The organism is Chryseobacterium limigenitum, from assembly GCF_900114875.1.
In the GTDB taxonomy this organism is placed as follows: domain Bacteria; phylum Bacteroidota; class Bacteroidia; order Flavobacteriales; family Weeksellaceae; genus Chryseobacterium; species Chryseobacterium limigenitum.
Genome location: NZ_FPKW01000008.1, coordinates 21503 through 46074, shown reverse-complemented (window position 1 = coordinate 46074; position 24572 = coordinate 21503). Strand labels below are relative to the sequence as shown.

The window sequence follows — 24572 nt, the reverse complement described above, 5'->3', positions numbered from 1 at the left end:
TAGCTTTAACCATTATTATCTTAAAAAAATAAATCGGCACAGAAGTAAATTCTGCACCGACCTAAACATAAATTATTAAAAACTAACTATTACTTCTTTATAAATTTGTTTTTATAAACCTTACCGTCTAAAGTTTTAGAAACAATCATGTACGTTCCGGGAACAAGAGTACTGACGTCTATGGCAACATTATACTGATGGTTATTTCTCTGTAAAACAAGCTTTCCGGACATATCGATGACAGAAACAGAACTGTATGCTTTATCAGACTCTTTTCCGATGTATAAGAATTGTGTTGTCGGATTTGGGTATAATGTTAAAACGTTTTCCTTTGGTTTCGTCTCGCCAGTTCCTAAAGTACAAAAGCCAAAATTTCCGAAATTAAGCTTAATAAAAGCAATATCGCTCAACATTTCACATTGGCTGGGGCAATATTCTGTACAGGCATAAAATCCATATTCTCCCGATGCACTTGCAACATAGGAATCTCCCATTGCTCCTGCGATGATACAAGGATCTGTTGGCGAAGGAGGATTATTACCCGGAAGACATTTAAACCAAGTATGATTTCCGTACACTGCCGGGAATCCGTTGTTAAGCTGTACCGTTGCCCCCTGACAAACATTGTATTCTCCGGGTTGTACCTCTTCATAAGTTCCGGGCGTAAGATCTACCATCATAAACGGAAGCCCATAAGCATATCCGTCGGCAAGAATAGCAGGACTTTCTGCCGTACAATCACCGTCTGTGACCTCGACCTTAAAATTATACAGCATATCATCGTTTCCATTAATCGTTAAGGTCTGTGATGTAGCCCCCGAAACCGGAACCCAAGGATTCGGATTGGGAGATTGCCAGTTCCACTGCTGTCTGTACCATTGATAACTGCCATAAGCCTGCGTCGTAGAAAGCGTTTCTGTTTCTGTATTACAAAAAACTACGCTGTTCTGGAACATCGTCCCAAGTCTCGGGCTTGTGATTGTGGGTGTACACTGAGCCTGTATTTTTACAATGCTCAGGAATAGCCAAAATGTTAAAAAAATTAGTTTTGTTTTCATATTAATATTTATTTAGTGAATTGATTTTAAATACTTTATCCGTTTTAAATTTGGTTAAGAATCGGGCATATCAAAACCATAGAGCTTATTGATTAATAAGCCTGATTTATTTTTAGATATTGTTTTTGATGTGTGAACTAATTATCAGTCGATCAACAATCTAATCCCGAATTTTACATTAAAATTTAATGGCTTCTCTTTATATATTGTATTGAGTGAACTGTCGTCCTTGAAATGGTAGTCGATGCCCGGCTCTGCATAAATACCTATTTTATTGACAATTTTTAATTGTAATCCTACCCCACTGTTAACCGAAAACTGAACCGGTTTTGTTTCCAATCCTTCTTTCTTTTCCTCTTTTACTTCATTATTTACAATATATTTGGTGGTGACACCACCGGCAACCGCCTTTTCAACAATAGCTCCGGCTGTGACATATCCTGTAAACGCTCCTTTTTTGATCACATTATAATTTACCTGCACAGGAACACCAATATAATGAACCGACTGATCACTTTTTATTAAATTAGCGTCACTTCCTGCACGAAGTTCTGACGATAATTTCGTATAATTAATTCCCGTTCCGATTCCCCATTTTTTCCCTAGACTATAATACATTGAAACACCCAAAGTAACAGGAACTTTATGCTTTATTCTTGCTTCCACTTCCTTATTTTGATTCGCTAAAAGCACCTGCACTAAAGAATTTCCTTCTGAGGTTGCATAAAACAGATCATCAACATTCATCGGGCTTCCGCTTAAGGTAGCATATCCCGGAAATTGTTCTGATGAACTTCCTGAAGTATTTCCTGTGAGCAAATTCAACATCCAAGGTTTTTTGGCCTGTTTTTTTGCGATTTTCTGTTTTTGAATTGATTCAAATTTATCTTTAAACTCTTTTTCTTCCTGCGATAAAGGCTCTTGTATACCATTGACTGACTGATTATTATCAATAATTAAATCTTCCTGTTTTACAATTTGATTATTATGATTAATCAAATCTGTTGTCGTATTTTGATTTTGATTTCCTGAACTATTAATTCCATTTTTAAAACCCTCATTATGGCCGTTCAGAATTTTATTAAGATTATTTTTTGCTAAAATAGTATTTGATGTGATATTATTTGAGCTTATATCCCCCATAAACAAATCACTATCAATCAAATAATTACCTCTTTTCGGAAAGTTTTTATTTTCAGAAGAATGACTCGCTGATTCTACTTTATCCTCTTTCTTAGAACTCGTAATTTTTGGCGAATTTCCTTCTTCATTATTATAAAAATCAAATATTTTTCCACCAATAAAAAACATTGCAACCACAGCAGCAACAGCACTGATACGGTATATTAATTTTTTAGACGTAAACGTAGATGCATTTTTGTCCTTTGCTTGTAAATCATTTCCAATGATAGGAAGTGATTTATTTTTATCATTGTCGTCTTCGGAGAACAAATCATCCTTAATATTGTCCCACAATCCTTCCGGAACATCATCTGTATGATCTTCCATCTTTCTGCGCATCTCATTCAACCACTGATTACTCATATTGCGCTGTTTTTGATATTTTATATTCTTTTATTTTATGACCAAGCATCGCTTTAGCTCTATGAAACTGTGATGCTGAAGAGTTTTCAGCAATTCCCAAAATCCCTGCAATTTCTTTATGGCTCTTTTCTTCAAACACAAAAAGGTTAAAAACAGTTCTGTAACCGTCGGGAAGAGTCCGTATCATTTTCATGATCGTTGTTTGGGATATTTCCTGAAGATCGGGCTCTTCTTCCGGGAGATCCGGGATTTCAAATTCATCTTCAACGAGTTTAAAATCAGAATTTTGCTTAAGATATTTTAATGATTCCGTCACCACAATTCTGCTGATCCAGGCTCTTAAAGAACCATTTCCCCTATATTCAAATGAGTCAATCGAGCGGAACATCTTTATAAAACTGTTCTGCAAAACATCATGCACATCGTCCTGCCCGATAATGTATCGCGAGCATACATAGGTAAGGTTTCCGGAATAAGCTTCAAAAAGCTCTTTCCAGGCAGTTTCCTCCTTCAAATGAAGGCGTTTTATCAACATCTGCTCCTTACTTTCTTCCATGTATTTTTACAATAACATCCTGATTTTATGATTAATTTAATTATAATGCAAAAATAGGCCGCCTTTTTTAAAAAGCACAACCTATCTTGCATGATATCCGTCTCTTAATTTTTTATAGAATACGGAAAATTATATTTAATGGTTTCAAAGTGGGCCAATTCTACACCATCAACTATTATTTTTTCTGCGACCAGACCGAATCTCAGCGACCAATCTTGTCCTACAAAAAAGCCTTTTTGTTTAGCCGCCACTGTTATTACAGCATCTTTAGTCACTCCGTCTACAGGAATTTGGATACTTAACTTCTTAGGAGCAAAAGTCAACTCAACAATATTTTGCTCTGCACTCATTTTTGAAGTATAATTAAGTTTATATTCAACTTTCCCTATTTTCGCCACAGCCGAATCTGTTTTTACAGGATCTTTTATTACTGATTCTACAATTTCTCTGATAGGGAAATCTTTAAAAGTAATTATTGTATCCTGCGCCGAAAAACTTATAATTTTCTCAATAAGATTTCCTTTATTTCCCTGCTGTATAAAAAGTTTTGCTTTATAATTGCCATTCACATCTTCAAGTTTTACCGGAATGGGTTCATACTTGTCATCATTACAAGATGTTAAAGACAACGCTGCAAAAGCAACCAAAACGGTCATAAAAGCCTTAAGTACTGTTAATTTCTTCATTACTTTAATTATTTTCATTATACATTATTTACTTTGAGTACTCATTTATATAAATCCCTATTTTCAAAAATCTTGCACGAATTATAAAAAAAATATGAAAAAAAATTATAACTGACTGATTCTTAAAAGAAAAAAATATGTTTCAAAAAAGTTTTGTTTAAGTTTTTAATATTTTAATACATTTGTTAAAACATATATTTGAATGAATTTCGAACAAATCAATCTACATCTCGACGCTTATAAAGAGCATGATCAAATTTTAGATGCCGCGAAATATTTAATCAGCTCTTTTAATTTAGAACATGAAAATTTTGCAGGATTTGGTTTCAGACAGGAACTTTCACCGAATTCAATGCTTTTAACGGCTGAAGGAGAATTGGGGCATCCACAAATGGTTATGATCCCTAAAAATATATTTGATTTTGATTTGAATCTCGTTCTCAATATGATCGCCCACGAAATGCTTCATGTAAGACAAAAAGCTCCGGGAAACGTAGTTGAAGATAAAAATGAAAGAGAATTTCAGGCATATTACGAAATGCTTTTTCACAAAGTTTTCCCTCAAATCCCTGAAGTCTCCGATTTTCACCGGAAATTTTTCGGAAATAAAGCACTGGAATATTACAGAAGAATGGGCGAAAGCTCTGAACTTCAACAGAAATATGCAGAACAGAAAACAGAAGTGGAAAACTTAATCAATTCATTATCATGATCGTAAAACCGGAAATTTCTTGGGAAGATTTTGAAAAATTAGATATCAGATGCGGAACCATCATTTCAGTAAATGATTTTGAAAAAGCCAGAAATCCATCTTATCAATTAGAAATTGACTTTGGAGATTTAGGTATAAAAAAATCCGCAGCCCAAATAACATCTCTTTACCAGAAAGAAAATTTAATCGGACAGCAAATTTTAGCTGTCGTTAATTTTCCAAAGAAGCAAATTGCCAACTTTTTCAGTGAATGTCTGGTTTTGGGAGTTTATGGTGAGAACTCAAAAGACGTTACACTTCTATCTCCTTCTCTTCCGACAAAAAACGGATTACAGGTTGGTTAAAATAATAAAAACACATGATACAACACATTCCATTAGAAAGAGTTTTATTCCTTGATATTGAGACCGTTCCGGGAACAGGTTCTTGGGAAGAGCTTCCCGAAACAGAACAAAAACTTTGGGATAAAAAAACAAGATTTCAGAGGAAAGATGAAGCTACAGCAGAAGAATTTTATCCTGAAAGAGCCGGAATTATGGCCGAATTCGGAAAGATTATCTGCATCACCATCGGAATGCTTGAGAAAAATGATACTCTAAAGATTAAAAGTTTTGCAAACGATGATGAAAAAAAATTGCTGATAGAATTTGGCGAAATTTTCAACAGTCCAAGGCTTCGTGACGTGATTCTTTGTGCCCATAACGGTAAAGAATTCGACTTTCCGTGGATTGCAAGACGATTTCTGATTAACGGAATGCAACCGCCCATTCCTTTCCAGATGTTCGGTAAAAAACCTTGGGAAATTCCACATATCGACACGATGGAATTATGGAAGTTCGGAGACTATAAAAGCTTCATTTCTTTAGAATTACTGGCTCATGTTTTCGGAATTCCCACCCCAAAAGATGATATCGACGGCTCAATGGTTTCATCAATCTACTACATAGAAAAAGACTTGCAAAGAATAGTCGACTATTGTGAAAAAGATGTCTTAACTTTGGCGAATGTTTTCCGACGAATGCGTCAGGAAGATTTGTTGAAAAGGAATATCAATCTAGATTAAAAAATGAAATTTACAGACGATCAAATTGCCGATATTGGAGAAGAAATCATTGGAATACTAAAAACCGTTTATGACCCGGAAATTCCGGTGGATATTTACGAATTGGGTCTTATTTATGATGTTCAGATCTCTGAAGATGGCGATGTGAAAATTATTATGACACTTACTACTCCTAACTGTCCGGTTGCAGAAACGCTTCCACAGGAAGTTAAAGACAAGGTTGCGGAAGCAGAAAACGTAAAAAGCGTAGATTTAGAGCTTACCTTTGAACCTAGCTGGAATAAGGATATGATGAGTGAAGAAGCGAAATTTGAATTAGGAATGCTTTAATTCCTGAATTACAATAAATTAGGCTGTCAAAAATGACAGCCTTTTATTTTGTCCTTATAATCCGACTGTCATTCTGAACGCAACAAAGTGGATTGAAGAATCTCTCTAAACTAACGCTGAGATTCTTCCTTCGTCAGAATGACAAACAGAGCTGCAAATATTTATATTAAATCTCTCTTGCAATTTCTTTTCCTTCTCTCCTGCTCCACTCGCTCCATGAGCCCACATACAAGTTAGACATCTGGAATCCAGCGCATTCCAAAGCTAAAATCGTATGACACGCCGTAACTCCTGAACCACAATGAATAATCAGATTTTGAGGTTTATTTTCTAACAATTTTAAATACTTTTCCTTTAAAATTTCTGGTTTTAAGAAGTTTCCATTTCCGTCAAGATTTTCAGAAAAAGGAATATTGATTGCGCCGGGAATATGTCCCGCCACCAAATCAATAGGTTCAGAATCACCATTATATCGGTAAGCATCTCGTACATCGATTACAGTTGAAGAATTGTTTACTAATTCATTTTCAACATCTTCCAGGTTCACAATTGGAAGAAGCCAATTTCCTTTTTTAATTATATCTGACCTTTCAAATGTCTCTTCATCTGATGAAAACTCTAATCCTTCCTTTTCAGCACCTTGAAAACCGCCGTCTAAAACCTGAACATTTTTTAATCCAAAAGATCTTAACATCCACCAAGCTCTTGCCGACGCATTGGCTCCATTTTTATCGTCATAAATAACGACATGAGAATCTTCTGAAATTCCAAGATTTGAAAGCGTTTGTGCAAACTTTTCAATATCCGGAAGCGGATGTCTTCCACCAAATGTTGCATCTTCTCCAATTTCAGCTAAATCTTTATCTAAATCAATGAATCTTGCTCCTTTGACGTGCTTTTCAAGGTAGTTTTGATAAACATCTTTTCCGACTCTTGCATCAAGAATGATGAGATTTGATGTTGGGAGGTTTTTTAATTCGGCTGGTGAGATTATTGGTGACATTTTTGTTGATTTTGGAGTTAATTTTTAAGTTTTGGCTAAAGCCAATTGAATTTTTAATCTAGGAGAGCGGGTTAAAACCCGCTCCTATTGATATTATTCAGATCCTTAGACAATCTCAGGATGATATCGCTAATACTAAACGAATATTCATTCTTTAAAAATGAAAAATATCTTTCGCTCTGTTATAAGAACTTTCAAAGTTTAACAGATTTAATTTATGATCTACTTTTTCAACGCTCATGAAGTTGATCACCTGTTCTGTAGGCATATTTCCTACCAAGTCGTCTTTTGCCATCGGACACCCGCCGATTCCTTTGATCGCACTGTCGAATCTTCTGCAGCCTTTATCGTAAGCAGCTTTTAATTTAGAATAAGAATCTTCATATCGGTTATGAAAATGTCCTCCGAAATTGATCTCAGGATATTTTGAAGGTATTTTTTCAAATAAAAGAGCAATCGTTTCCGGTGTTGCAACTCCCGTTGTATCAGAAAGTAAGATGTTTTTAATTCCAATTTCTGAAAACCTTTGAGCCCAGAAATCTACATCTTCCCATTTCCACATTTCGCCGTACGGATTTCCGAAAGCCATTGAGAAATAGATGTTTAATTCTCTATTTTCACTTTTTGTCAGTTCAAGCATTTTGATGATCTCATTAAAAGCTTCTTCCTGACTTTTATTGGTATTTCTATGCTGGAAAGTTTCAGAAATAGAAAAAGGAAAACCCAGAATATCAACAGATTGATGCTTCAATGCTTTCTCGGCACCTCTGTAGTTTCCGATGATCGCAGAAACTTTTGTGTTAGATAAAGATTTATCTATATTTTCGGCAACCTCATCAGAATCAGCGAGCTGAGGAATTGCTTTTGGAGAAACAAAGCTCAGACAATCCAATATATCATACCCAACTTCCATCAAGGAGTTGATATAATCTATTTTTTTATCGGTTGGGATAAATTCTCCCCAGCCCTGCATTGCATCTCTCGGACATTCAGTTAGAAACATTGGTACTTTTTGATTTTCTCAAATATAATAAAACTAAACAAGTTTATATAAGATTAAAGCAAAGCTAACATTATTTTGATTTTCAAGCTTTTATATGTGATTAATAATTTCAATCCCTTATATTCAAGTCCAAATAAGGTATTCTGAGCATCAAATTTGCTAACTTTGTTGAAATTTATGATATCTAATGAGTACAATAGAATTCAACCAATTGTGGAAAGAAAAATTACTGAACCGTTTTATTAATTACGTAAAAATCTATTCAACGAGCGATGCGGAAAGCGAAACGACTCCTTCAACAGAAAGGCAATGGGACATCGCAAAATACATTGTTGAAGAGCTTAAAACAATCGGTCTGGAAAACGTTTCGATTGATGACAACGGTTATATTATGGGCTATGTTCCTTCTAACCTTGAAAATGATGACAGGCCAACGATTGGATTTATTTCACATTATGATACTTCACCCGATTTCAGTGGTGAGAATGTAAAACCTCAGGTTTGGGAGAATTATGACGGAAGTGATTTGGTTTTAAATCAGACAACAGGATTTACTTTATCTTCTTCAAAATTTGAAAGCTTAAAACAATATATCGGTCAGACATTAATTACAACTGACGGAAATACTCTTTTGGGAGCCGATGATAAAGCTGGTTGTGCAGAAATCGTAACTGCTGCAGAATATTTGATCGCGCATCCTGAAATCAAGCACGGAAGAATTGCTGTAGGATTTACGCCTGATGAAGAAATCGGAAGAGGTGCACATAAATTTGATGTTGCAAAATTCGGGGCAGAATTCGCTTATACAATGGATGGAAGTGAAGTTGGAGAACTGGAATATGAAAACTTCAACGCCGCAGGAGCTGTGGTGAAAATCCACGGACTGAGCGTACACCCAGGTTATGCTTTCGGAAAAATGGTGAATGCCGGTCTTTTGGCAGCAGAGTTTATTCAATTACTTCCGGCAAATGAAACTCCGGCAACGACTAAAGGTTTTGACGGTTTTTATCATTTAATGGATATTACTGCTGATATTTCTGAGGCTAAACTTCAATATATCATCCGTGATCATGACGAAGAAAAGTATGAAGCGAGAAAGAAATTCATGCAGGAAAAAGTTGTAGAATTCAACCAAAAACATGGTGAAGGAACGGCCGAAGTTGAGATCAAAGAGCAATACCGTAACATGAAGCAGCAGTTTGAAGGCAAAATGCACATCATCGATCTTGCGGCAAAAGCAATGAAGGAATCGAATATTGAGCCTAAAATCAAGGCTATAAGAGGTGGAACAGATGGCGCTCAACTGTCATACATGGGGCTTCCTTGTCCGAATATCTTTGCAGGGGGAATGAACTTCCACGGACCTTACGAATACGTTGCATTGGAGAGCATGGAGAAGGCAATGGAGGTTATTATCAATATTGTAAAAGCTTAATATTTAAGTTACTATAGAAAAACCACTGCTTCTTGCGGTGGTTTTTTATTTGACGGAGATCTTAAACAAGAAAAGGTGGATATTAATCCTTTCGCCATCACTAATATTATAATCGCCATCGCGAATATTATATACGCTATTAGCAATATTGTATTTGACATTAGAACAAATACATCCGCCAATGCTAAAACTACAACCGCCAACGCAAATATTAAAATCGCCAACGCTTATAATGTAACCACCATTGCTAATATTTAAAATGCCACTTCGAATATTATCATTGACATCGCAAATACTATAACTGCGCTTCCTCGTATTATCTTTTTACAGATATTTTTTTTACTACAGTTATTCACTCCAAAATTTATGACAGATTCAATTTATTAGATTAAACTTCTATTTTAAAAATTATCTGTCCAATAATGAAGATCATTCCGGCTTACTTTTTATTACAAATTTGAGAAATGATTAATTTTAATTTTTTATCTTTAAATAATGTAAATTATTTTACATTTTAACCAAATTACAAACTTTAATTATGAAAAACATCAAAAAACTTGCAAGAAAAGATTTATCCAACATTCTTGGCGGAGGCGGAGGTGGCTGTCATAGCAACGGAGATTCTGCCTATTGCTGGACCGACTGCGAATGTACCTTCGGAAAAGCATGCGAAATGAATGACGACGGAAATCCCGGACAATGCATTGCTGTAGGCGGCGGCGGATCTGGCGGTGGTGGCGGAACGTATTGCCCTCCCGGAGATGATCGTTGTACAGAACAACCTTTTTAATGATAAAAACCACTACGGATTGTAGTGGTTTTTTTGTTGTTTTGGATCAAAGTCACAGACTTTGCGCAGCGGGTGTAATTTTATCTGCTAAACAGATGCTTTGTAAACTCATCAAAAGTATAGTTTTCAGGTGCCGTTTTATACTTTTCAAGGAATTCAATTGAACCTTGCTTAATCATTGGCTCTGTATTATTTTTCATTTCTTCACACAATAATAAAAGACCATTAATATCCTTATTATCTAGATATATACCATATAATGCGTGATAAGCCCTTATATTATTATTAACAGAAATATCATTTATGAGAATATCATATAGTTTGTCCATTATTTTTTTGATATATTTAATGTCATTTATACATATTTCATTCAAAATGCTACACCCATAATATCTCATATAATCTATATCCGAATTTAATAATATTAAAATATCATTTCTGTCACGCCCCCCTCTAAATTCATTATATAGATCATTCATAAGCATACCTATTTCATCCTTGTCAGTATGATTTTCTATTTTCAAAAACTCTTCAATAATCATAATATAACTCTATTTTTTTAAATTTGCTCTTCTTGTTGCTTCTCCTTCTAATTTTTGCAAGTAATATTCCTCCGCTGCACAAAGTCTGTGACTTTGAGCTAATCATTATAATTATTATACTTCCAAAACTCATTTTTCTTAGTTACATCAATTACAGGATTATCTGCCAGTTCTACATCCAATAATCCATTTCCCAGAACATAATTACTTGCTGATGAATATATATAATAATGTGCCTTATCTACCAGACCCGCCCTTACAGGATTTAAATGAATATAATTAAGCTTATCCCATAAAAAGTGCAAAGTATAGACTTCCTCTGCATGATTACCATACTGCCAGAATTGATAGGCTTTGTTTCTACTATGACTTTCTGTTGCTTTGGAAAATCTTTCCAGCATCCATTCTCGCCTACTTTCTGGTTCTGTTTGTATTTTCTCTAAAATATTCTTTGATGTAAACTTTTTAAAATCCCTGACTAAATCTGATAGTTTACTTTTTTCGATTGTATAATTAAATGAATATGATTACTCATTATGACGTAGCCGTACAGTACAAGACCTTTATGTTTTTTACAATATTCTAAAGACTCAATTATTACATCTCTATAAACTTTTCTTGTGAAAACATCAACCCAATCCACAACTGTACAGGTTATGAAATGCGGCCTCTCCTGATCTCTTATAGTATAACCTTCTTTCATCTTTTTGTTTTTATATTATAAATGTAAAATTAATTTTCTTTTTTATGTAAAAAACCGCTACTAAATTGTACCTGTTTTTTTAATTAATCTGGCTAAAAGTCACAGACTTTGCGCAGCGGTTTATTACTATTGCTTAAATTAATAGACTTTTAGTAACGAAGAAATTAGTCAATTATCATATCCATAGACTTAAAATATTTATAATTGCCACTATTATTATCTTTTTTATAAATCCTTATTTCTCTTGAGTTTCCGTCTTTACTAATAGAGTCTCCTACAAAAACTTCTTTGCGCTCCCAATTTGAATAAAATGTTAAATGTACACAGCTTTTATTCGAAAGATATAAATCAGTAAATCCTCTAGAGTCAGGTTCTTGCCCTATTACCAGACCATGATATTTACTTTCATATTCTTTATTAAAACTATATTTTTGAAATACTTTTAAAGAGATAAAACCAAGAATCAACATTCCTATTACAAATAGGGTACTTAAAGGGTTTCTTTTATTTTTCATCACTTCATTTTATGTTTTTCTTTTCTCTGCAAATTAGAGACCTAATTAAATTAAACAAAAAAACCACTACAAAAGCAGTGGTTTCACAATATTTCAAAATTAAATAAAATTTAATCGTTTTGATTATTCCCTAAAAAAGCATCCCAACCTTGTGCAGTAAGAGAAACCAATTGATTAGAACCTCTAGCGACCATAAAATTGCCTTCCTCTTTATCAACCGCATGCCCGATGATCGTAAAATCCGGGTGATTTTTCATTTTTTCAAAATCGTTTGGTGAAATGGTGAACAATAATTCATAATCTTCACCGCCACTTAAAGCTGCCATTACAGGGTTTAAATTAAACTCATCTGCCGTAGTGATCGTCAGATTATCCATCGGAATTTTCTCTTCGTATAGTCTGAAACCCACTTTTGACTGGTCTGAAAGATGTAAGATCTCAGAAGCCAGACCGTCAGAAATATCAATCATAGAAGTTGGTTTGATATCCAGTCCTTCTAAAATACCTTTAACGTCTGTTCTTGCTTCAGGTTTCAATTGTCTTTCCAGAATATAGTCAAATCCTTCCATTTCAGGCTGCATATTCGGATCAGCCAAGAACACAGCATGTTCTCTTTCCAAGATCTGAAGTCCCATATAAGCGCCACCCAAATCACCACTTACAACAAGAAGGTCATTTGGTTTTGCAGTGCTTCTTTTTACAAGATTCTCCTCATCTTCAATTCCGACAGCAGTAATACTCATTACCAAACCTGCATTTGAGCTTGTTGTATCTCCACCGATCAAATCTACTTTATATCGAGTACAAGCCGCCTGAATTCCAGAATAAATTTCCTCCAAAGCTTCCACCGGAAAACGGTTTGAAACCGCTAAGGAAACCAAAATCTGTGTCGGAGTAGCGTTCATTGCTGCAACATCGCTCAGATTCACAACAACCGCTTTATATCCTAAATGTTTTAACGGAACATATCCCAAATTGAAATGCACTCCTTCTGCCAAAACATCCGTTGTAAGAACAACTTTTTTATTTCCAGGATTAATAACTGCCGCATCATCTCCCACTCCAAGCTCCGAAGACTCGTTGGATAAAGGAAAATGTTCTGTTAAATGCTTAATCAACCCAAATTCTCCTAATTTAGAGATGGGTGTTAATTCTGGTTCTTTATCTTCAAACATATTTTAATTTATAAGTGATGATTAATAAATGATAAATGATTTTGAAGAATTTTACTCTATCAACCATCATTTATCTATTATCATTTATTAGTTAAGTTCCGACGGATCAATATTTTCCGGACGGAAAGGTAATTTCTTAAAATCCTCTCTCGTTAAAATTACCGTATCCGGTGTCTTATATTTGTTCATTGCTTCCATTACATCATCCGGTGGGGTTGTCATTTTTCTCAACATGGTATCAATCCAGACTCCTGTAGCTTCTGCGGTTGCACAGTGCGATCCGTCCGGAAGATAAAATTTGTGTACGAAACGATAAATAGAAGAATCTTCTGCACATCCATCGATTTCCAGACTTACAATAACCACCTGATCGGCAAATATCTCCTTAAAAAAAGAGAATCTTTCATGCATAATCACAGGACCAATCCCCCATCGGCTCATCTGCGTAACCCCCATTTTTTCCTGCTTCATAAAAGCCATTCTGGTTTGCGCGCAAAATTGCACATAAGATGAGTTTGCTAAATGTTTGTTGGCATCAAGATCGCTCCAACGAACTTCGAATTTATGGTAAAATATCATTTAAATTTTATTTTTTAATAATGAACTCCAACTTTTTAACCACAAAAGAAACAAAAGCTTTTGCAACACATAAGTCTTTCAAGCTATCTTTCAACAATAAACAGAAGAACACATTAGCTTTAGAAAAGCCTTGATTTTCATCTTATGTGAACTATTAAACTGTTTAATATTAAACTTATTTGTTCTAAAGTGTTTACAATCTTTTGTTCCTTTTGTGGTTGAATATTTTCACTTTAAAGTTCAAAAAATTATAATCTTCAAAATTACTCAAATAAGATGGTTTATAAAAATTGTAGTTTTGTAAAAATAATCTTCAGCATAAGATTAAAGGAATTATGAAGCAAATTATCATTATTGGAGGCGGTGCAGCCGGTTTTTTCTGTGCATCGAATCTTGACGAAACAAAATATAACATTACGATTCTCGAGCAAAACTCAGATGTACTTCAGAAAGTTAAAATTTCCGGAGGAGGAAGATGTAATGTAACCCATGCATGCTTTGATCCAAAAGAATTGGTTCAGTTTTACCCTCGTGGAAATAAGGAATTATTGAGCGTGTTCACCAAATTTCAGCCGGGGGACACGATGGATTGGTTTGATCAACGAAAAGTTCCGTTGAAAATAGAAAATGACAACAGAGTTTTTCCTGAAAGTAACTCTTCACAGACCATTATCAATACATTACTGAATGAAATTCAGCAAAAAAATGTTGAAGTAAAGACAAAATGTTCCGTAAAGGAAGTTGAAAAACTTGATGAAAGATATGTTGTTAAAACAAGTCTAGGTGATTTCGAAGCCGATTTTGTGGTTTACACAACCGGAAGTTCGCCGAAGTCATTGAAAATTATTGAAAATTTAGGACATAAGATCATTGATTTAGTTCCATCGCTTTTTACATTCAATATTAAAAATGATTTATTAAAAGAATTGCCCGGAACAAGCTTTGAAAATGCAGAAATCTCCATTCCGAAATTAAAAACAGAAGAAAGCGGACCATTATTAATTACCCATTGGGGACTTTCGGGACCTGCTATTTTGAAAATTTCAGCTTGGGAGGCATTGAGCTTGGCTAAGGTTAAATATAATTTTGAAATTGAAGTTAATTTTATTTCAAAAGATATTGATGAAGCAGAAGAATTGTTTCAAAACTTCAAACAATCCAATCCGAAAAAGACGATTGGACTGGCGAAAATATTTGATATTACGAATAGATTCTGGCAGAAAATATTAGAAGTTTCAAACATTGATCTCAACAAGCAGGTTGCACAGATTTCGGGAAAAGAAATGCAAACCATTCTTGAAAATTTATGCAAAAAGAAATTGCAGGTAACAGGAAAATCAACTTTTAAGGATGAATTTGTAACTGCAGGAGGGGTAGATTTGAAAGAAATTAATTTTAAAAATATGTCCTCGAAAATTTTGCCTAATTTTTATGTTGCCGGAGAAGTTTTGAATATTGATGCGGTGACGGGAGGTTTTAATTTTCAGGCTTGCTGGAGCGAGGCATGGCTGATTGCACAGGATTTGAATAACATTTAAAAAAATACATTTATGAAAAAGATTATTATACTACCTCTAATTTTATTTTGTTCTTTTGTTTTTTCTCAAAACAAAACTATAGTCTCTAATTGGACTTCATTTGTTCAATCGGTAAACGTGGAAAACATGCAGAACTGGAAATTCCGGGTCTCGGCAAAAGTCAGAAAAGAAAACGACAGTAATGCTAAATGTGCCATCTGGGCAAGAGTTGATGATATAGATAACAAAACTGGATTCTTTGAAAATCAGGCTTATTCGAATATCAAAGTCACTACAGAATGGAATACTTTTGAAATAAAAGGAACAGTTAATCCTGAAGGAAAAACTTTAAATATTGGAGCTTATGCAACAGATAACGGAGATTTTTATTTTGATGACTTTAAACTGGAAGTTCTGGATCCTAAATCTGTCAAATGGATAAATATTCCATTAAAAAATGCAAGTTTCGAAGAGAATTTGATTTCCGGAAAAGACTGGTCGGAAGGTATCGGAAGAAATAAAATAACTCATGTTAAAAATTTCACCATCACAACTTCTGACTACAAGCCCTTTAATGGAAATAAATCTTTGTTGATTAAAGGTCAGAATATTATCGGAAATATGCCTCACGGAAAATTTGCAGATGTAAACGGCATAAAGATGTATTATGAAACATATGGCGAAGGCGAACCTCTTCTTATGCTTCATGGAAATGGGCAGTCTATTAATGCCTTCATGAATCAGGTCTACGTATTTTCAAAAAAATACAAAGTAATCATTGTTGATTGCAGAGAAAGGGGGAAATCTACTTATGACAAAACAAAGGAACTCACTTTTGATATTCAGGTTGAAGATTTGAAACAGTTTTTGGATCAACAAAACATCAAAAAAGTAAAAATTCTTGGCTGGAGTGATGGTGGGATTCTTGCAATTTTAATGGCTTTAAAATATCCGGACCTGATAGATAAAATTGCATGTTCTGGTGCTAACATATTTCCTGAAGGTCAGAAAGATGACGAACTTAAAGACATGAGAGAAACTTTAGCTCAACTTATCAAAGAAAATAAAGATGGTAAAAATGATGTTTACATTGATTTATATAATTTAGATTTAAAATATCCAAATTTGAAATATGAAGATTTAAAAGCAATCCAATGTCCATCTTTGATAATGGCAGGAGATAAAGATGTCATAAAAACAGAACATACTGTAAAAATTGCAGAATCTATTCCCAAAGGTCAACTAGCAATTATTCCGAATTCAACACATTCTGTCGTCGTTGAAAAACCAGAGCTTTTTAATTCTTTAGTAATTGATTTTTTTGAAGGTAAATAATTCTTAAATGCTTTTAATCAAAAAAAATATCCCAAACATCTTAAAAACCCTTTTAATCATAGGGTTTGGGTATTTCTTTTGGCTGATGCTGAAAATCACATTAGAATATATTCCGTTAAAAACTGAAGTAAGTTTTTTAATGATAAAGCAAACTGAAGTTACTGACCGACCGGAATATTTGTGGTTTTTCTACACACATGTTTACACGAGCATTTTTGTTTTACTTTCGGGGTTTTTAGCGATTCTCAGGAAAGATCTTGGATTGAAAAATTTTCATCGAAACGCAGGAAAGGTCTATATTTTTTTAATTTTGATACTATCGGCGCCATCAGGAATTTACATGGGATTTTTCGCTAACGGAAATATTTATTCAAAAATCTCCTTTGTTATTTTGGGAAGTTTGTGGTGGTTTACAACATTTAGGGCTTATCAATTTGCCCGACAGAAAAAATTTAAACAGCATAAACATTGGATGTGGCGCAGTTTTGCATTAACGTTATCTGCCGTCACTTTAAGAATGTGGAAGGTTATTATTGTATATTTATTCCATCCCAATCCGATGGATGTTTATGAGATTATTGCATGGATCGGCTGGGTTCCGAATATCCTTTTAATTGAATATTTAATTGCAAAAAAACATATATGAGATCGCTTTACCTTAATCACAAATAGAAAAACTATTCTGCGATTACATATGACCATTTAAAAATCAAAAAAACTACATATGAAAATTTTAAAATTAACATTAATTTCCTTATTTACAGTAAGTTTAGTCGCCTGCAAAAAGGATGGAAAACAAACCGAATCATCAAAAGACTCTCTTGTTGCGAAGAAAGATTCTGTTGTCGTTCCTGAAGTTCATCAAGAACTGTACGGAATTTACATGGGCGATTTTGCAGGAAAAGAAATGATTACTTCTGAAGATGGTGAGGAATATGAAGGCGAGGTTTATAAAAAGCTTGCTTTAAAGATCAACAGAATCACAAAAGACAGTGTTTACGGGCAAAGTATTGTGAATGGAAATCAGCGTCCGTTCCGAGGAATTTTTAATGAAAGCTCCAAATCATTTACGCTGGACGAACCCGGAAATGATAAGACTGATGGCAGATTTGAAGTAAAATTAACTGGTGACAGTTTAACCGGAAAATGGTCTGTATTTAATAAAAAAGCTGTAAAATCTCCATTAAAAACACTAAAACTAACCAAAAAGCAGTTTGTTTACAATCCGAATTTTATGTTGGATGAAGATTCAAATCTGGTAGATTGGGAAAATCCGAAAGATTTTGTTGAAAAATATACGGACGAAGAAACCGGGAAAACAGAGAAATATACAACTCAAAAAAACAGAGTTGCTTCGGATGCTGTGTTTAAATTAAATGCTTCAAAACAAAAGCTGACAGAAAAAGACCTTAAAAACTTAAGAAAACTGGATCTTGAAATCATTAAAAATTCGGTTTTTGCAAGACATGGTTATGCTTTCAAAAAACAGACCTACAGAAACTTCTTTGAGCAGACAGATTGGTATATTCCGGTTTCTAATAACGTAGACAATGACCTTTCTCCAATGGAAAAAGAGAACGTTGCACTGTTGAACCGTTTCGTAAAATATGCAGAAGATAAATATGATAGTTTCGGAAGATAATTAATTTACACCTATTTCTTCTTTTGAATTAATAAATTTCACAAAAAGGAAAAGTAACAAACAACCCGCAACATAACACAAAATATCAATCCAGGAAAAAGAATTTCCGATCACAATATACATCAGGCTTCCTTCTCGGAAGCCTAGTTTTTCTGCAATATTGAAGTATTGAGCAAACTCAATCAGGCAAGAAAAAGCCAAAATTCCCAAAATTAATTTTTGATTATTGATGATGAAAAAACTTTTAACGAAAGTATACAGAAGAATCACCACAATAACGTCTCCAAGATAGGCTCTGACGAAGAAAATGTTTTTTAATTTAGTCGCAATTAAAACCTCAACTAAGAAAATTAATATCGTTAAAACGAAATATTTTAAACTGAATCTGAATTTCATATGTCTGTTTTGGTTAAAGCCCTTTCCTATTGATATATTTTGACAAAGATATTATTTCTTTACTTTCACTGTGCATCAGATGGCAACAGTTTTTGTCATTTCTACGGGCTCGCATTTTATCAAAGCATTTACAGCGTCCTGAGCATAATATTCCGAAACATCGTTTAAATTTTCGTAATTATTGTCGATCGCTCCGATATATTTTACGATATTTTTACCGTTTTCTTTCTGTAAAACAAATACATGCGGCGTTTTTGTAGCTCCGTATTGAGGGAAAATCTTCTGACCTTCATCCACCAAATAAGGGAAGGTAAAACCTTTTTGTTTTGCTCTTTCACTCATTTGTTTGGTATTAATTTTATTAAAATTAAATGTTTTATGTTAAAAATAGATCAGTCATATTGTATTTTAACTTATAATTTACTTCAATAATTAAATATTTCTCTTATTTTTGAATCGTATAACCTATTTAATCAATTTATATGAAAAAAATTTACTTCTTACTCCCTATTTTACTTTTCACATCTTGTGCAACGGTTGACGAAGACACTTCTGCAGAAGACAATCCAATTTTAGTGACCAAAATGGTGCAGGATGGTGATAATTTTACATTCAGTTATAACGGAGCCAAGATTGTTACCATGACCAATACAACGGATAATTTCAAAAGAACTTATACCTATTCCGGTGATTTGATCACTAAATATCTTGACACTTACGCTGATGGATCAACACAGACCACAAATGTAACGTATAACAGTTCAAACAAGATCACAAAAAAATCATCTACTTACCAAGGGGTAACTTACACTACAGATTATGCCTATATTGGAGCAGATCGCGTAAGAATAACGGATGTTATTGCTCATACCAACTCAACTAAAACTTACGTAAAAGATGTTTATTTAAACACTGACGGATCTTTAAAAAACTGGACAGAAACCGTTGCAGACGTACAGCCGGGAACAACTCAAAACGGAACCGGAATTCTTAAGAACGTTGCTTATGACGGAGGAAGTTTTCCATTTAAAAATATCACCGGATACACCAGACTTATGGACAGTGAGGACATGAACGGATCAACCCGTAATGTTATAGATTATAACAACCGCATCCAGTATACTAATATTCCGGGAGATGAATGGACGGTCTACCACTCAACCTACGAGTATCATACGAACGGATATCCTAAGAAAGATACCCGAGATTTTTATGAAAAAACGGGGACTTCAATAACCGATACCGAGATCACAACTTACGAATACAATCATTTATAATACAAAGAGAGCATTTAGGCTCTCTTTTTGCTTTGGTTAAAAACATTAAAAATTTTAACAAAATTCTTTCGCTATGAAAAAATTATTCTTCTTTTTAATAGCACTTTTAAGCATTACAGTATTTGGGCAAAAAACAGATTCCCCAACTATTACAGATTATACATTTTTAAAATCAAAAATGAAAATGGATGATGTCGTAACAAAAGCAGACAAGGCTCCTGAATTTCCGGGAGGAATGGAAGCTTTTCACAGAAAATTTGCAGAAAACATGGATATTATTGATGTAAAAACCAATAAAATCAACACAAGAGTGTATTTTATCGTTGAAAAAAACGGCTATATTCGGTACGTTACCGCAACCGGAGACGATAAAAAACATTCAGCTGCCGCGGAAACAGCCATCAGAAGAATGTTTGTAAAATGGAAACCCGCGACTATAAATAATGAGCCTGTTCGCTATCTTTATACTTTTCCTTTGTCATTGAAGAAATATTAAAGCTTATTTTTGTGGAAATTTTAATCATGAAAAAAATAATATTAAGCTTTAGCATGGCATTAGGTTGTTTTGCTTTTGGACAAGAATCAGTAAAAGGTACAGAGGAGCTTAATGAACTACTCATTATTAAAAAATCTCCCGAAACAAAATTCCCCGATGTTGAAAAATCAGCAGAATTTCCAAAAGGCATCAATGTATTTAGACAAATGCTTGCAAATAACTTTAGGACTAGAAAAATAATTGGAGACGAAAATATGAGTTGTGAGCTTGTTTTTATAATTGATAAGACAGGTTCTATAACTGACATAAAAGCAACAGGAAACAACCAAAGCTTTAATGAAGAAGTGATTAGATCAGCTTCAAAAATTAAAGAAAAATGGATTCCTGCAGAAATTAACGGTCAGAAAGTACGTTACAGAATAAAAATTCCATTACACATTACGGTTACGCCACAAAAATAAATGGAAGCTATTTCCCAATCATCTTTTTAATAGAATTCAGCTTCATTAAAGCTTCAATAGGTGTCAACGTATTAATATCAATTTTCGTCAGCTCTTCACGAATATTTTCCAACACAGGATCATCCAACTGGAAGAAAGAAAGCTGCATATTTTCTTCTGTCACTCTTTTAATGGTTTCAGACGCGCCCGTTCCCTGCCCGCGACTTGCTTCCAATGTTTTCAAAATTTCATTGGCTCTGTTGACCACTTTTGAAGGCATCCCCGCCAGTTTTGCCACATGAATACCAAAACTGTGTTCGCTTCCACCTGGAACCAGCTTTCGCAAGAAAATAATACTTCCTTTATTCTCCTGAATAGAAACGTGAAAGTTCTTTACACGTTCGAAATTAACGGTCATTTCATTCAATTCATGATAATGCGTCGCGAATAACGTTTTAGCCTGAGTTGGGTGCTGATGAAGATATTCCGCAATCGCCCACGCGATGGAAACCCCGTCATAAGTGGAGGTTCCACGACCGATTTCGTCTAATAAAATCAAGCTTCGGTCTGAAATATTATTCAAAATATTGGCAGCTTCGTTCATTTCAACCATGAAAGTTGATTCACCTGCAGAGATATTGTCCGTTGCTCCTACTCTCGTAAAAATTTTATCTAAAACTCCAATTTCAGCATGTTTTGCAGGTACAAAACTTCCGATCTGTGCTAAAAGACAAACAATTGCAGTCTGACGAAGGATCGCAGATTTACCCGCCATATTGGGGCCTGTAACCATGATAATCTGCTGAGAATCTTTATCTAAGTAAATATCATTCGGAATATATTTTTCGCCTAAAGGAAGCGCATTTTCAATGATCGGGTGCCTTGCTTCTTTTAAATCAATTGAAAAACTATCCGTTAAAACAGGTTTTGTATAACTCTCAGAAACAGCTAATTCCGACAAACCAACCGCAACATCCAATTGTGCAATAATATTCGAATTCTCCTGAATCTGATCCATATAAACCATCGTTTCAGAACAAACATTTCTATATAATTGATTCTCTAAAACACCGATTTTGTCCTCTGCACCAAGAATCTGACTTTCGTATTCTTTTAATTCTTCTGTGATATAACGTTCTGCATTCACCAATGTTTGCTTTCTCAGCCAATCACTCGGAACTTTATCTTTATGCGTATTTCGAACTTCAATATAATATCCGAAAACATTATTAAAATCAATTTTAAGGCTGGTAATTCCTGTTCTTTCAATTTCTCGCTGGCACATATCATCAAGGAAACCTCGACCTTTGCTTTGAAGACCTCTCAACATATCCAGCTCTTCAGAAATACCTTCTTTAATGACATTTCCTTTCGCAAGACTTACCGGAAGTTCTTCATTCAAATGATTTTGCAGAGCTTTGATCAATTCATCAAGATCACACAACGGCTCAAGCCAAGCCAAAACATCGGCATGAGGATGAAGCAAAGCCTTAATTTTATGAATATTAATTAAACTCTGACGCAAATGTCCTAGTTCTCTGGGCGAGATCTTTTCGGCCGCCAGTTTTCCCATTAATCTGTCTAAATCGGAAATCGACTTCAACAGTTGTGCAATTTCGTATTTCAGATGGTCGTCTTCATTTAAAAAATCAATTAAAGAAAGCCTTCTGCCAATTTCATAGACCGATTTTAAAGGAAGAATAATTCTTCTTCTCAACAATCTTCCTCCCATCGGCGTTGAAGTTTTGTCGATAATATCTAACAATGATTTCCCTTGCGGATTGCTTGGATAAACAATTTCCAGATTTCTCAGCGTGAAATTATCCATCATTAAGAAATCATCCTGCGGAATAACCTGAATCTTTGTAATGTGAGCCAATAAATTATGATGCGTATCTTCAACCAGATAAGCAAAAATAGCTCCTGCAGCCGTAATAGCCAACTGAGAATTTTCAACGCCAAAACCTTTTAAAGAATTGGTTTTAAAATGATTTGTCAGCTTTTCGTAGCCAAAATTATATTGATACGCCCAATCTTCAAGTTTGAAGGCACTTTTATTTTTAAGCTGCTCAGGAAGCTGCACACTTCTCTGATAAATGATCTCACTCGGATCAAAAGTACTGACAATGTGAAGCAATTTTTCAAGATTTCCTTCACTTACCAAAAATTCCCCTGTAGAAACATCAACCAAAGCAATTCCGTACTTTTCTTTTTCTTTATGAATAGAAAGCAGGAAATTATTCTTTTTCGAGTTTAAAACCTGATCATTGAACGTAACCCCAGGCGTCACTAATTCTGTAACCCCTCTTTTTACAATTCCTTTTACGGTTTTAGGATCTTCCAATTGGTCACAAATCGCAACACGGAGTCCGGCTCTCACCAATTTTGGAAGATAAGAATCTACAGAATGATGTGGAAATCCGGCCAATTCTATATGCCCGTCTCCATTTGCTCTTTTGGTTAAAACAATCCCTAAAATCTGGGAAGTTCTAATGGCATCCTGCCCGAAAGTTTCATAGAAATCCCCCACTCTGAATAATAAAAGCGCATCAGGATATTTCGCCTTGATGGTGTTATACTGAGTCATTAACGGGGTTTCTTTCTTTTCTTTCGTCGCCTTTGCCATTAAAATCTTTCTTAAAAAATTAGGATGGTAAAAGTATGAAATAAAATAGAAGGATTAAAGTTTTTAAAAAACTAGATGAGGGTTTTGTTATTTGAGATTTAAACGCAAAGGTCTATTTGAGCACATTTCATTTAAGAAGGCAAAGACAAATAAATTTGTTTCGCGAAGCTGGAGTTTTAGCTTCATAAAAATCAACTTTTTTGTTGATTTCATCTTTGCTCACTCAAAGTTATAACTTTATTTACATAAATCTTTGCGTTAAAAAATCTATTTATTTAAATTTTTAGCCAACGCTTCCGTACTTTTTTCATACGCCCATTTCTGCTTATAATTCACCCATTTTTCTTTAAAAAGCTTTCGCAAAATCTTATCCGTATATCTCATAATGAAAACATGATACAGCATATTCGCAAAAACTTTCGGTTTATTAGGAAGCGCCCGAAGCGACATTGAAAATCCGGGTTCCAAATATCTGTTGAAATGCCAAAATGCTCCCGGAATAAAAAGTGCATCGCCATGTTCCATGAAGATTTCAAAGCCTTTTGCATATTTCAAAGCCGGAAATTTTTCATAATCTGGGTTTTCATAATCTACATCATAGATTGTATGAACCGATAGCGGAACTTTATATAAAAAAGGAGATTGCTTTTGATCAAATAATAAGATTCTCTTCTTTCCTTCGAAATGAATATGAAGAAAATCACCAAGGTCTACATCATAATGCATCAAAACATGAGCATCACTCCCACCAAAAAATAAAGTCGGAAGTCTTTTAAAAAACTTTATTCCCAAATCCGGATACGTGAAGTTTTTCAACAATTCAGGAAGTCTGTCGGTGATAATGTAGAAGAAAATACGCAGATCTGAAGGTTTACTTTTTATGGTATCGATATAATCCTTCATTTTCATGTGTGTGACGGGAGCGTCTGTACTTTTGGAAGCATCTGCCGGTTTATTATCATACAGCGGAACATCCTGTTCACCTGCTTTTTCGCGGATAAAATCGAAATTCCATTTGTCGAAAGCATCCCAACGGCTCGCAAAATTTTTAATTAAGAGAGGTTTATGCTTTTTGAAATAATTTTTCTGAAAATCTTCCTTACTGATATCGTTGACAACATCTACGTGTTTGAGAATCATTTTGTTTC

At 34.4% G+C, this 24572-nt stretch carries 28 protein-coding genes; 13 read left to right on the top strand and 15 right to left on the bottom strand.

Going from position 1 to position 24572, the window contains the following annotated elements; all coding sequences use genetic code 11:
* Positions 1-89 precede the first annotated feature (89 nt).
* From BT156_RS11400 to BT156_RS11385, 4 genes are all read right to left on the bottom strand, one after another.
* Positions 90-1058: a T9SS type A sorting domain-containing protein gene (locus tag BT156_RS11400; RefSeq protein ID WP_072410195.1), complete on the bottom strand. Its 969-nt coding sequence runs from the start codon at positions 1056-1058 to the stop codon at positions 90-92.
* A 144-nt stretch (positions 1059-1202) separates the two neighbouring features.
* The gene (locus tag BT156_RS11395) at positions 1203-2603 is read right to left on the bottom strand and encodes an outer membrane beta-barrel protein (RefSeq protein ID WP_072410193.1); all 1401 of its coding nucleotides are present in this window, start codon (positions 2601-2603) and stop codon (positions 1203-1205) included.
* Positions 2596-3159 carry an RNA polymerase sigma factor gene (locus tag BT156_RS11390; RefSeq protein ID WP_072410191.1) on the bottom strand — a complete coding sequence of 188 codons (564 nt, stop codon included), beginning with the start codon at positions 3157-3159 and terminating at the stop codon, positions 2596-2598. Before BT156_RS11390 ends, BT156_RS11395 begins: the two co-directional genes overlap by 8 nt.
* A gap of 104 nt (positions 3160-3263) precedes the next feature.
* On the bottom strand, positions 3264-3845 hold the full coding sequence (locus tag BT156_RS11385; protein WP_072410389.1) for a DUF4840 domain-containing protein: 582 nt from the start codon (positions 3843-3845) through the stop codon (positions 3264-3266).
* Between the two features lie 202 nt (positions 3846-4047).
* Here BT156_RS11385 and BT156_RS11380 point away from each other — a divergent pair, with 202 nt between their 5' ends.
* From BT156_RS11380 to BT156_RS11365, 4 genes are read left to right on the top strand one after another with little or no spacing between them, the layout of a single operon-like run.
* Positions 4048-4557 (top strand): hypothetical protein, encoded by a 510-nt coding sequence (locus BT156_RS11380; protein WP_072410189.1) that lies wholly within the window; start codon positions 4048-4050, stop codon positions 4555-4557.
* The gene (locus BT156_RS11375; protein ID WP_072410187.1) at positions 4554-4901 is read left to right on the top strand and encodes a tRNA-binding protein; all 348 of its coding nucleotides are present in this window, start codon (positions 4554-4556) and stop codon (positions 4899-4901) included. Before BT156_RS11380 ends, BT156_RS11375 begins: the two co-directional genes overlap by 4 nt.
* 14 nt (positions 4902-4915) lie before the next feature.
* A complete protein-coding gene (locus tag BT156_RS11370; protein ID WP_072410185.1) occupies positions 4916-5620 on the top strand; it encodes a 3'-5' exonuclease in 705 nt (234 codons plus the stop codon).
* 3 nt (positions 5621-5623) lie between these two features.
* Complete coding sequence (locus tag BT156_RS11365) at positions 5624-5950, top strand: DUF59 domain-containing protein (protein ID WP_072410183.1); 327 nt, start codon at positions 5624-5626, stop codon at positions 5948-5950.
* 166 nt (positions 5951-6116) lie between these two features.
* Here BT156_RS11365 and BT156_RS11360 read toward each other — a convergent pair whose 3' ends face one another.
* Positions 6117-6953 carry a sulfurtransferase gene (locus BT156_RS11360; protein WP_072410182.1) on the bottom strand — a complete coding sequence of 279 codons (837 nt, stop codon included), beginning with the start codon at positions 6951-6953 and terminating at the stop codon, positions 6117-6119.
* 154 nt (positions 6954-7107) lie between these two features.
* Complete coding sequence (locus BT156_RS11355; RefSeq protein ID WP_072410181.1) at positions 7108-7956, bottom strand: hydroxymethylglutaryl-CoA lyase; 849 nt, start codon at positions 7954-7956, stop codon at positions 7108-7110.
* A 187-nt stretch (positions 7957-8143) separates the two neighbouring features.
* On the opposite strand from BT156_RS11355, the gene pepT reads away from it, so the two are divergent.
* Together pepT and BT156_RS11340 are read left to right on the top strand one after the other, a co-directional pair.
* Positions 8144-9391 carry a peptidase T gene (pepT, locus tag BT156_RS11350; protein WP_072410180.1) on the top strand — a complete coding sequence of 416 codons (1248 nt, stop codon included), beginning with the start codon at positions 8144-8146 and terminating at the stop codon, positions 9389-9391.
* 538 nt (positions 9392-9929) lie between these two features.
* Positions 9930-10181, top strand: coding sequence for a hypothetical protein (locus tag BT156_RS11340; RefSeq protein WP_072410178.1), 252 nt, complete (start codon positions 9930-9932; stop codon positions 10179-10181).
* Positions 10182-10261: 80 nt separating this feature from the next.
* Here the strand turns inward: BT156_RS11340 and BT156_RS11335 are convergent, their stop codons facing one another.
* The 5 genes from BT156_RS11335 to BT156_RS11315 all read right to left on the bottom strand — a co-directional run bounded on the left by BT156_RS11335 (position 10262) and on the right by BT156_RS11315 (position 13695).
* Complete coding sequence (locus BT156_RS11335; RefSeq protein ID WP_072410177.1) at positions 10262-10723, bottom strand: hypothetical protein; 462 nt, start codon at positions 10721-10723, stop codon at positions 10262-10264.
* Positions 10724-10821: 98 nt separating this feature from the next.
* Positions 10822-11124: a hypothetical protein gene (locus BT156_RS22535; protein WP_317047197.1), complete on the bottom strand. Its 303-nt coding sequence runs from the start codon at positions 11122-11124 to the stop codon at positions 10822-10824.
* 466 nt (positions 11125-11590) lie between these two features.
* Positions 11591-11941 carry a hypothetical protein gene (locus BT156_RS11325; RefSeq protein WP_072410176.1) on the bottom strand — a complete coding sequence of 117 codons (351 nt, stop codon included), beginning with the start codon at positions 11939-11941 and terminating at the stop codon, positions 11591-11593.
* 110 nt (positions 11942-12051) lie between these two features.
* Positions 12052-13116, bottom strand: coding sequence for a thiamine-phosphate kinase (gene thiL, locus BT156_RS11320; protein ID WP_072410175.1), 1065 nt, complete (start codon positions 13114-13116; stop codon positions 12052-12054).
* Positions 13117-13203: 87 nt separating this feature from the next.
* Positions 13204-13695, bottom strand: coding sequence for an acyl-CoA thioesterase (locus BT156_RS11315; RefSeq protein ID WP_072410174.1), 492 nt, complete (start codon positions 13693-13695; stop codon positions 13204-13206).
* A gap of 335 nt (positions 13696-14030) precedes the next feature.
* Between BT156_RS11315 and BT156_RS11310 the strand changes: the two genes are divergently transcribed.
* From BT156_RS11310 to BT156_RS11295, 4 genes are all read left to right on the top strand, one after another.
* Positions 14031-15233, top strand: coding sequence for a BaiN/RdsA family NAD(P)/FAD-dependent oxidoreductase (locus BT156_RS11310; RefSeq protein ID WP_072410172.1), 1203 nt, complete (start codon positions 14031-14033; stop codon positions 15231-15233).
* Positions 15234-15359: 126 nt separating this feature from the next.
* Entirely contained in the window at positions 15360-16547 is a 1188-nt protein-coding gene (locus BT156_RS11305; protein WP_228430103.1) for an alpha/beta fold hydrolase, read from the top strand.
* A gap of 7 nt (positions 16548-16554) precedes the next feature.
* Positions 16555-17193, top strand: coding sequence for a DUF2306 domain-containing protein (locus BT156_RS11300; protein WP_072410169.1), 639 nt, complete (start codon positions 16555-16557; stop codon positions 17191-17193).
* A gap of 78 nt (positions 17194-17271) precedes the next feature.
* Positions 17272-18189, top strand: a complete 918-nt coding sequence (locus BT156_RS11295; protein WP_072410167.1) for a YARHG domain-containing protein — start codon at positions 17272-17274, stop codon at positions 18187-18189.
* On the opposite strand, the gene BT156_RS11290 is transcribed toward BT156_RS11295, so the two are convergent.
* Positions 18190-18585, bottom strand: a complete 396-nt coding sequence (locus tag BT156_RS11290) for a ribosomal maturation YjgA family protein (protein ID WP_072410165.1) — start codon at positions 18583-18585, stop codon at positions 18190-18192.
* 75 nt (positions 18586-18660) lie between these two features.
* Positions 18661-18927, bottom strand: a complete 267-nt coding sequence (locus BT156_RS11285) for a thioredoxin domain-containing protein (protein ID WP_228430100.1) — start codon at positions 18925-18927, stop codon at positions 18661-18663.
* A 140-nt stretch (positions 18928-19067) separates the two neighbouring features.
* On the opposite strand from BT156_RS11285, the gene BT156_RS11280 reads away from it, so the two are divergent.
* The 3 genes from BT156_RS11280 to BT156_RS11270 all read left to right on the top strand — a co-directional run bounded on the left by BT156_RS11280 (position 19068) and on the right by BT156_RS11270 (position 20819).
* Positions 19068-19862: a hypothetical protein gene (locus tag BT156_RS11280; RefSeq protein ID WP_072410163.1), complete on the top strand. Its 795-nt coding sequence runs from the start codon at positions 19068-19070 to the stop codon at positions 19860-19862.
* A gap of 73 nt (positions 19863-19935) precedes the next feature.
* Positions 19936-20358, top strand: coding sequence for an energy transducer TonB (locus BT156_RS11275; protein WP_072410161.1), 423 nt, complete (start codon positions 19936-19938; stop codon positions 20356-20358).
* 26 nt (positions 20359-20384) lie between these two features.
* Positions 20385-20819, top strand: a complete 435-nt coding sequence (locus tag BT156_RS11270) for an energy transducer TonB (RefSeq protein WP_072410159.1) — start codon at positions 20385-20387, stop codon at positions 20817-20819.
* Between the two features lie 7 nt (positions 20820-20826).
* Here BT156_RS11270 and mutS read toward each other — a convergent pair whose 3' ends face one another.
* Together mutS and BT156_RS11260 are read right to left on the bottom strand one after the other, a co-directional pair.
* Entirely contained in the window at positions 20827-23424 is a 2598-nt protein-coding gene (gene mutS, locus BT156_RS11265; RefSeq protein ID WP_072410157.1) for a DNA mismatch repair protein MutS, read from the bottom strand.
* A gap of 267 nt (positions 23425-23691) precedes the next feature.
* The gene (locus tag BT156_RS11260) at positions 23692-24564 is read right to left on the bottom strand and encodes a cupin-like domain-containing protein (RefSeq protein ID WP_072410155.1); all 873 of its coding nucleotides are present in this window, start codon (positions 24562-24564) and stop codon (positions 23692-23694) included.
* Between the last annotated feature and the right edge of the window lie 8 nt (positions 24565-24572).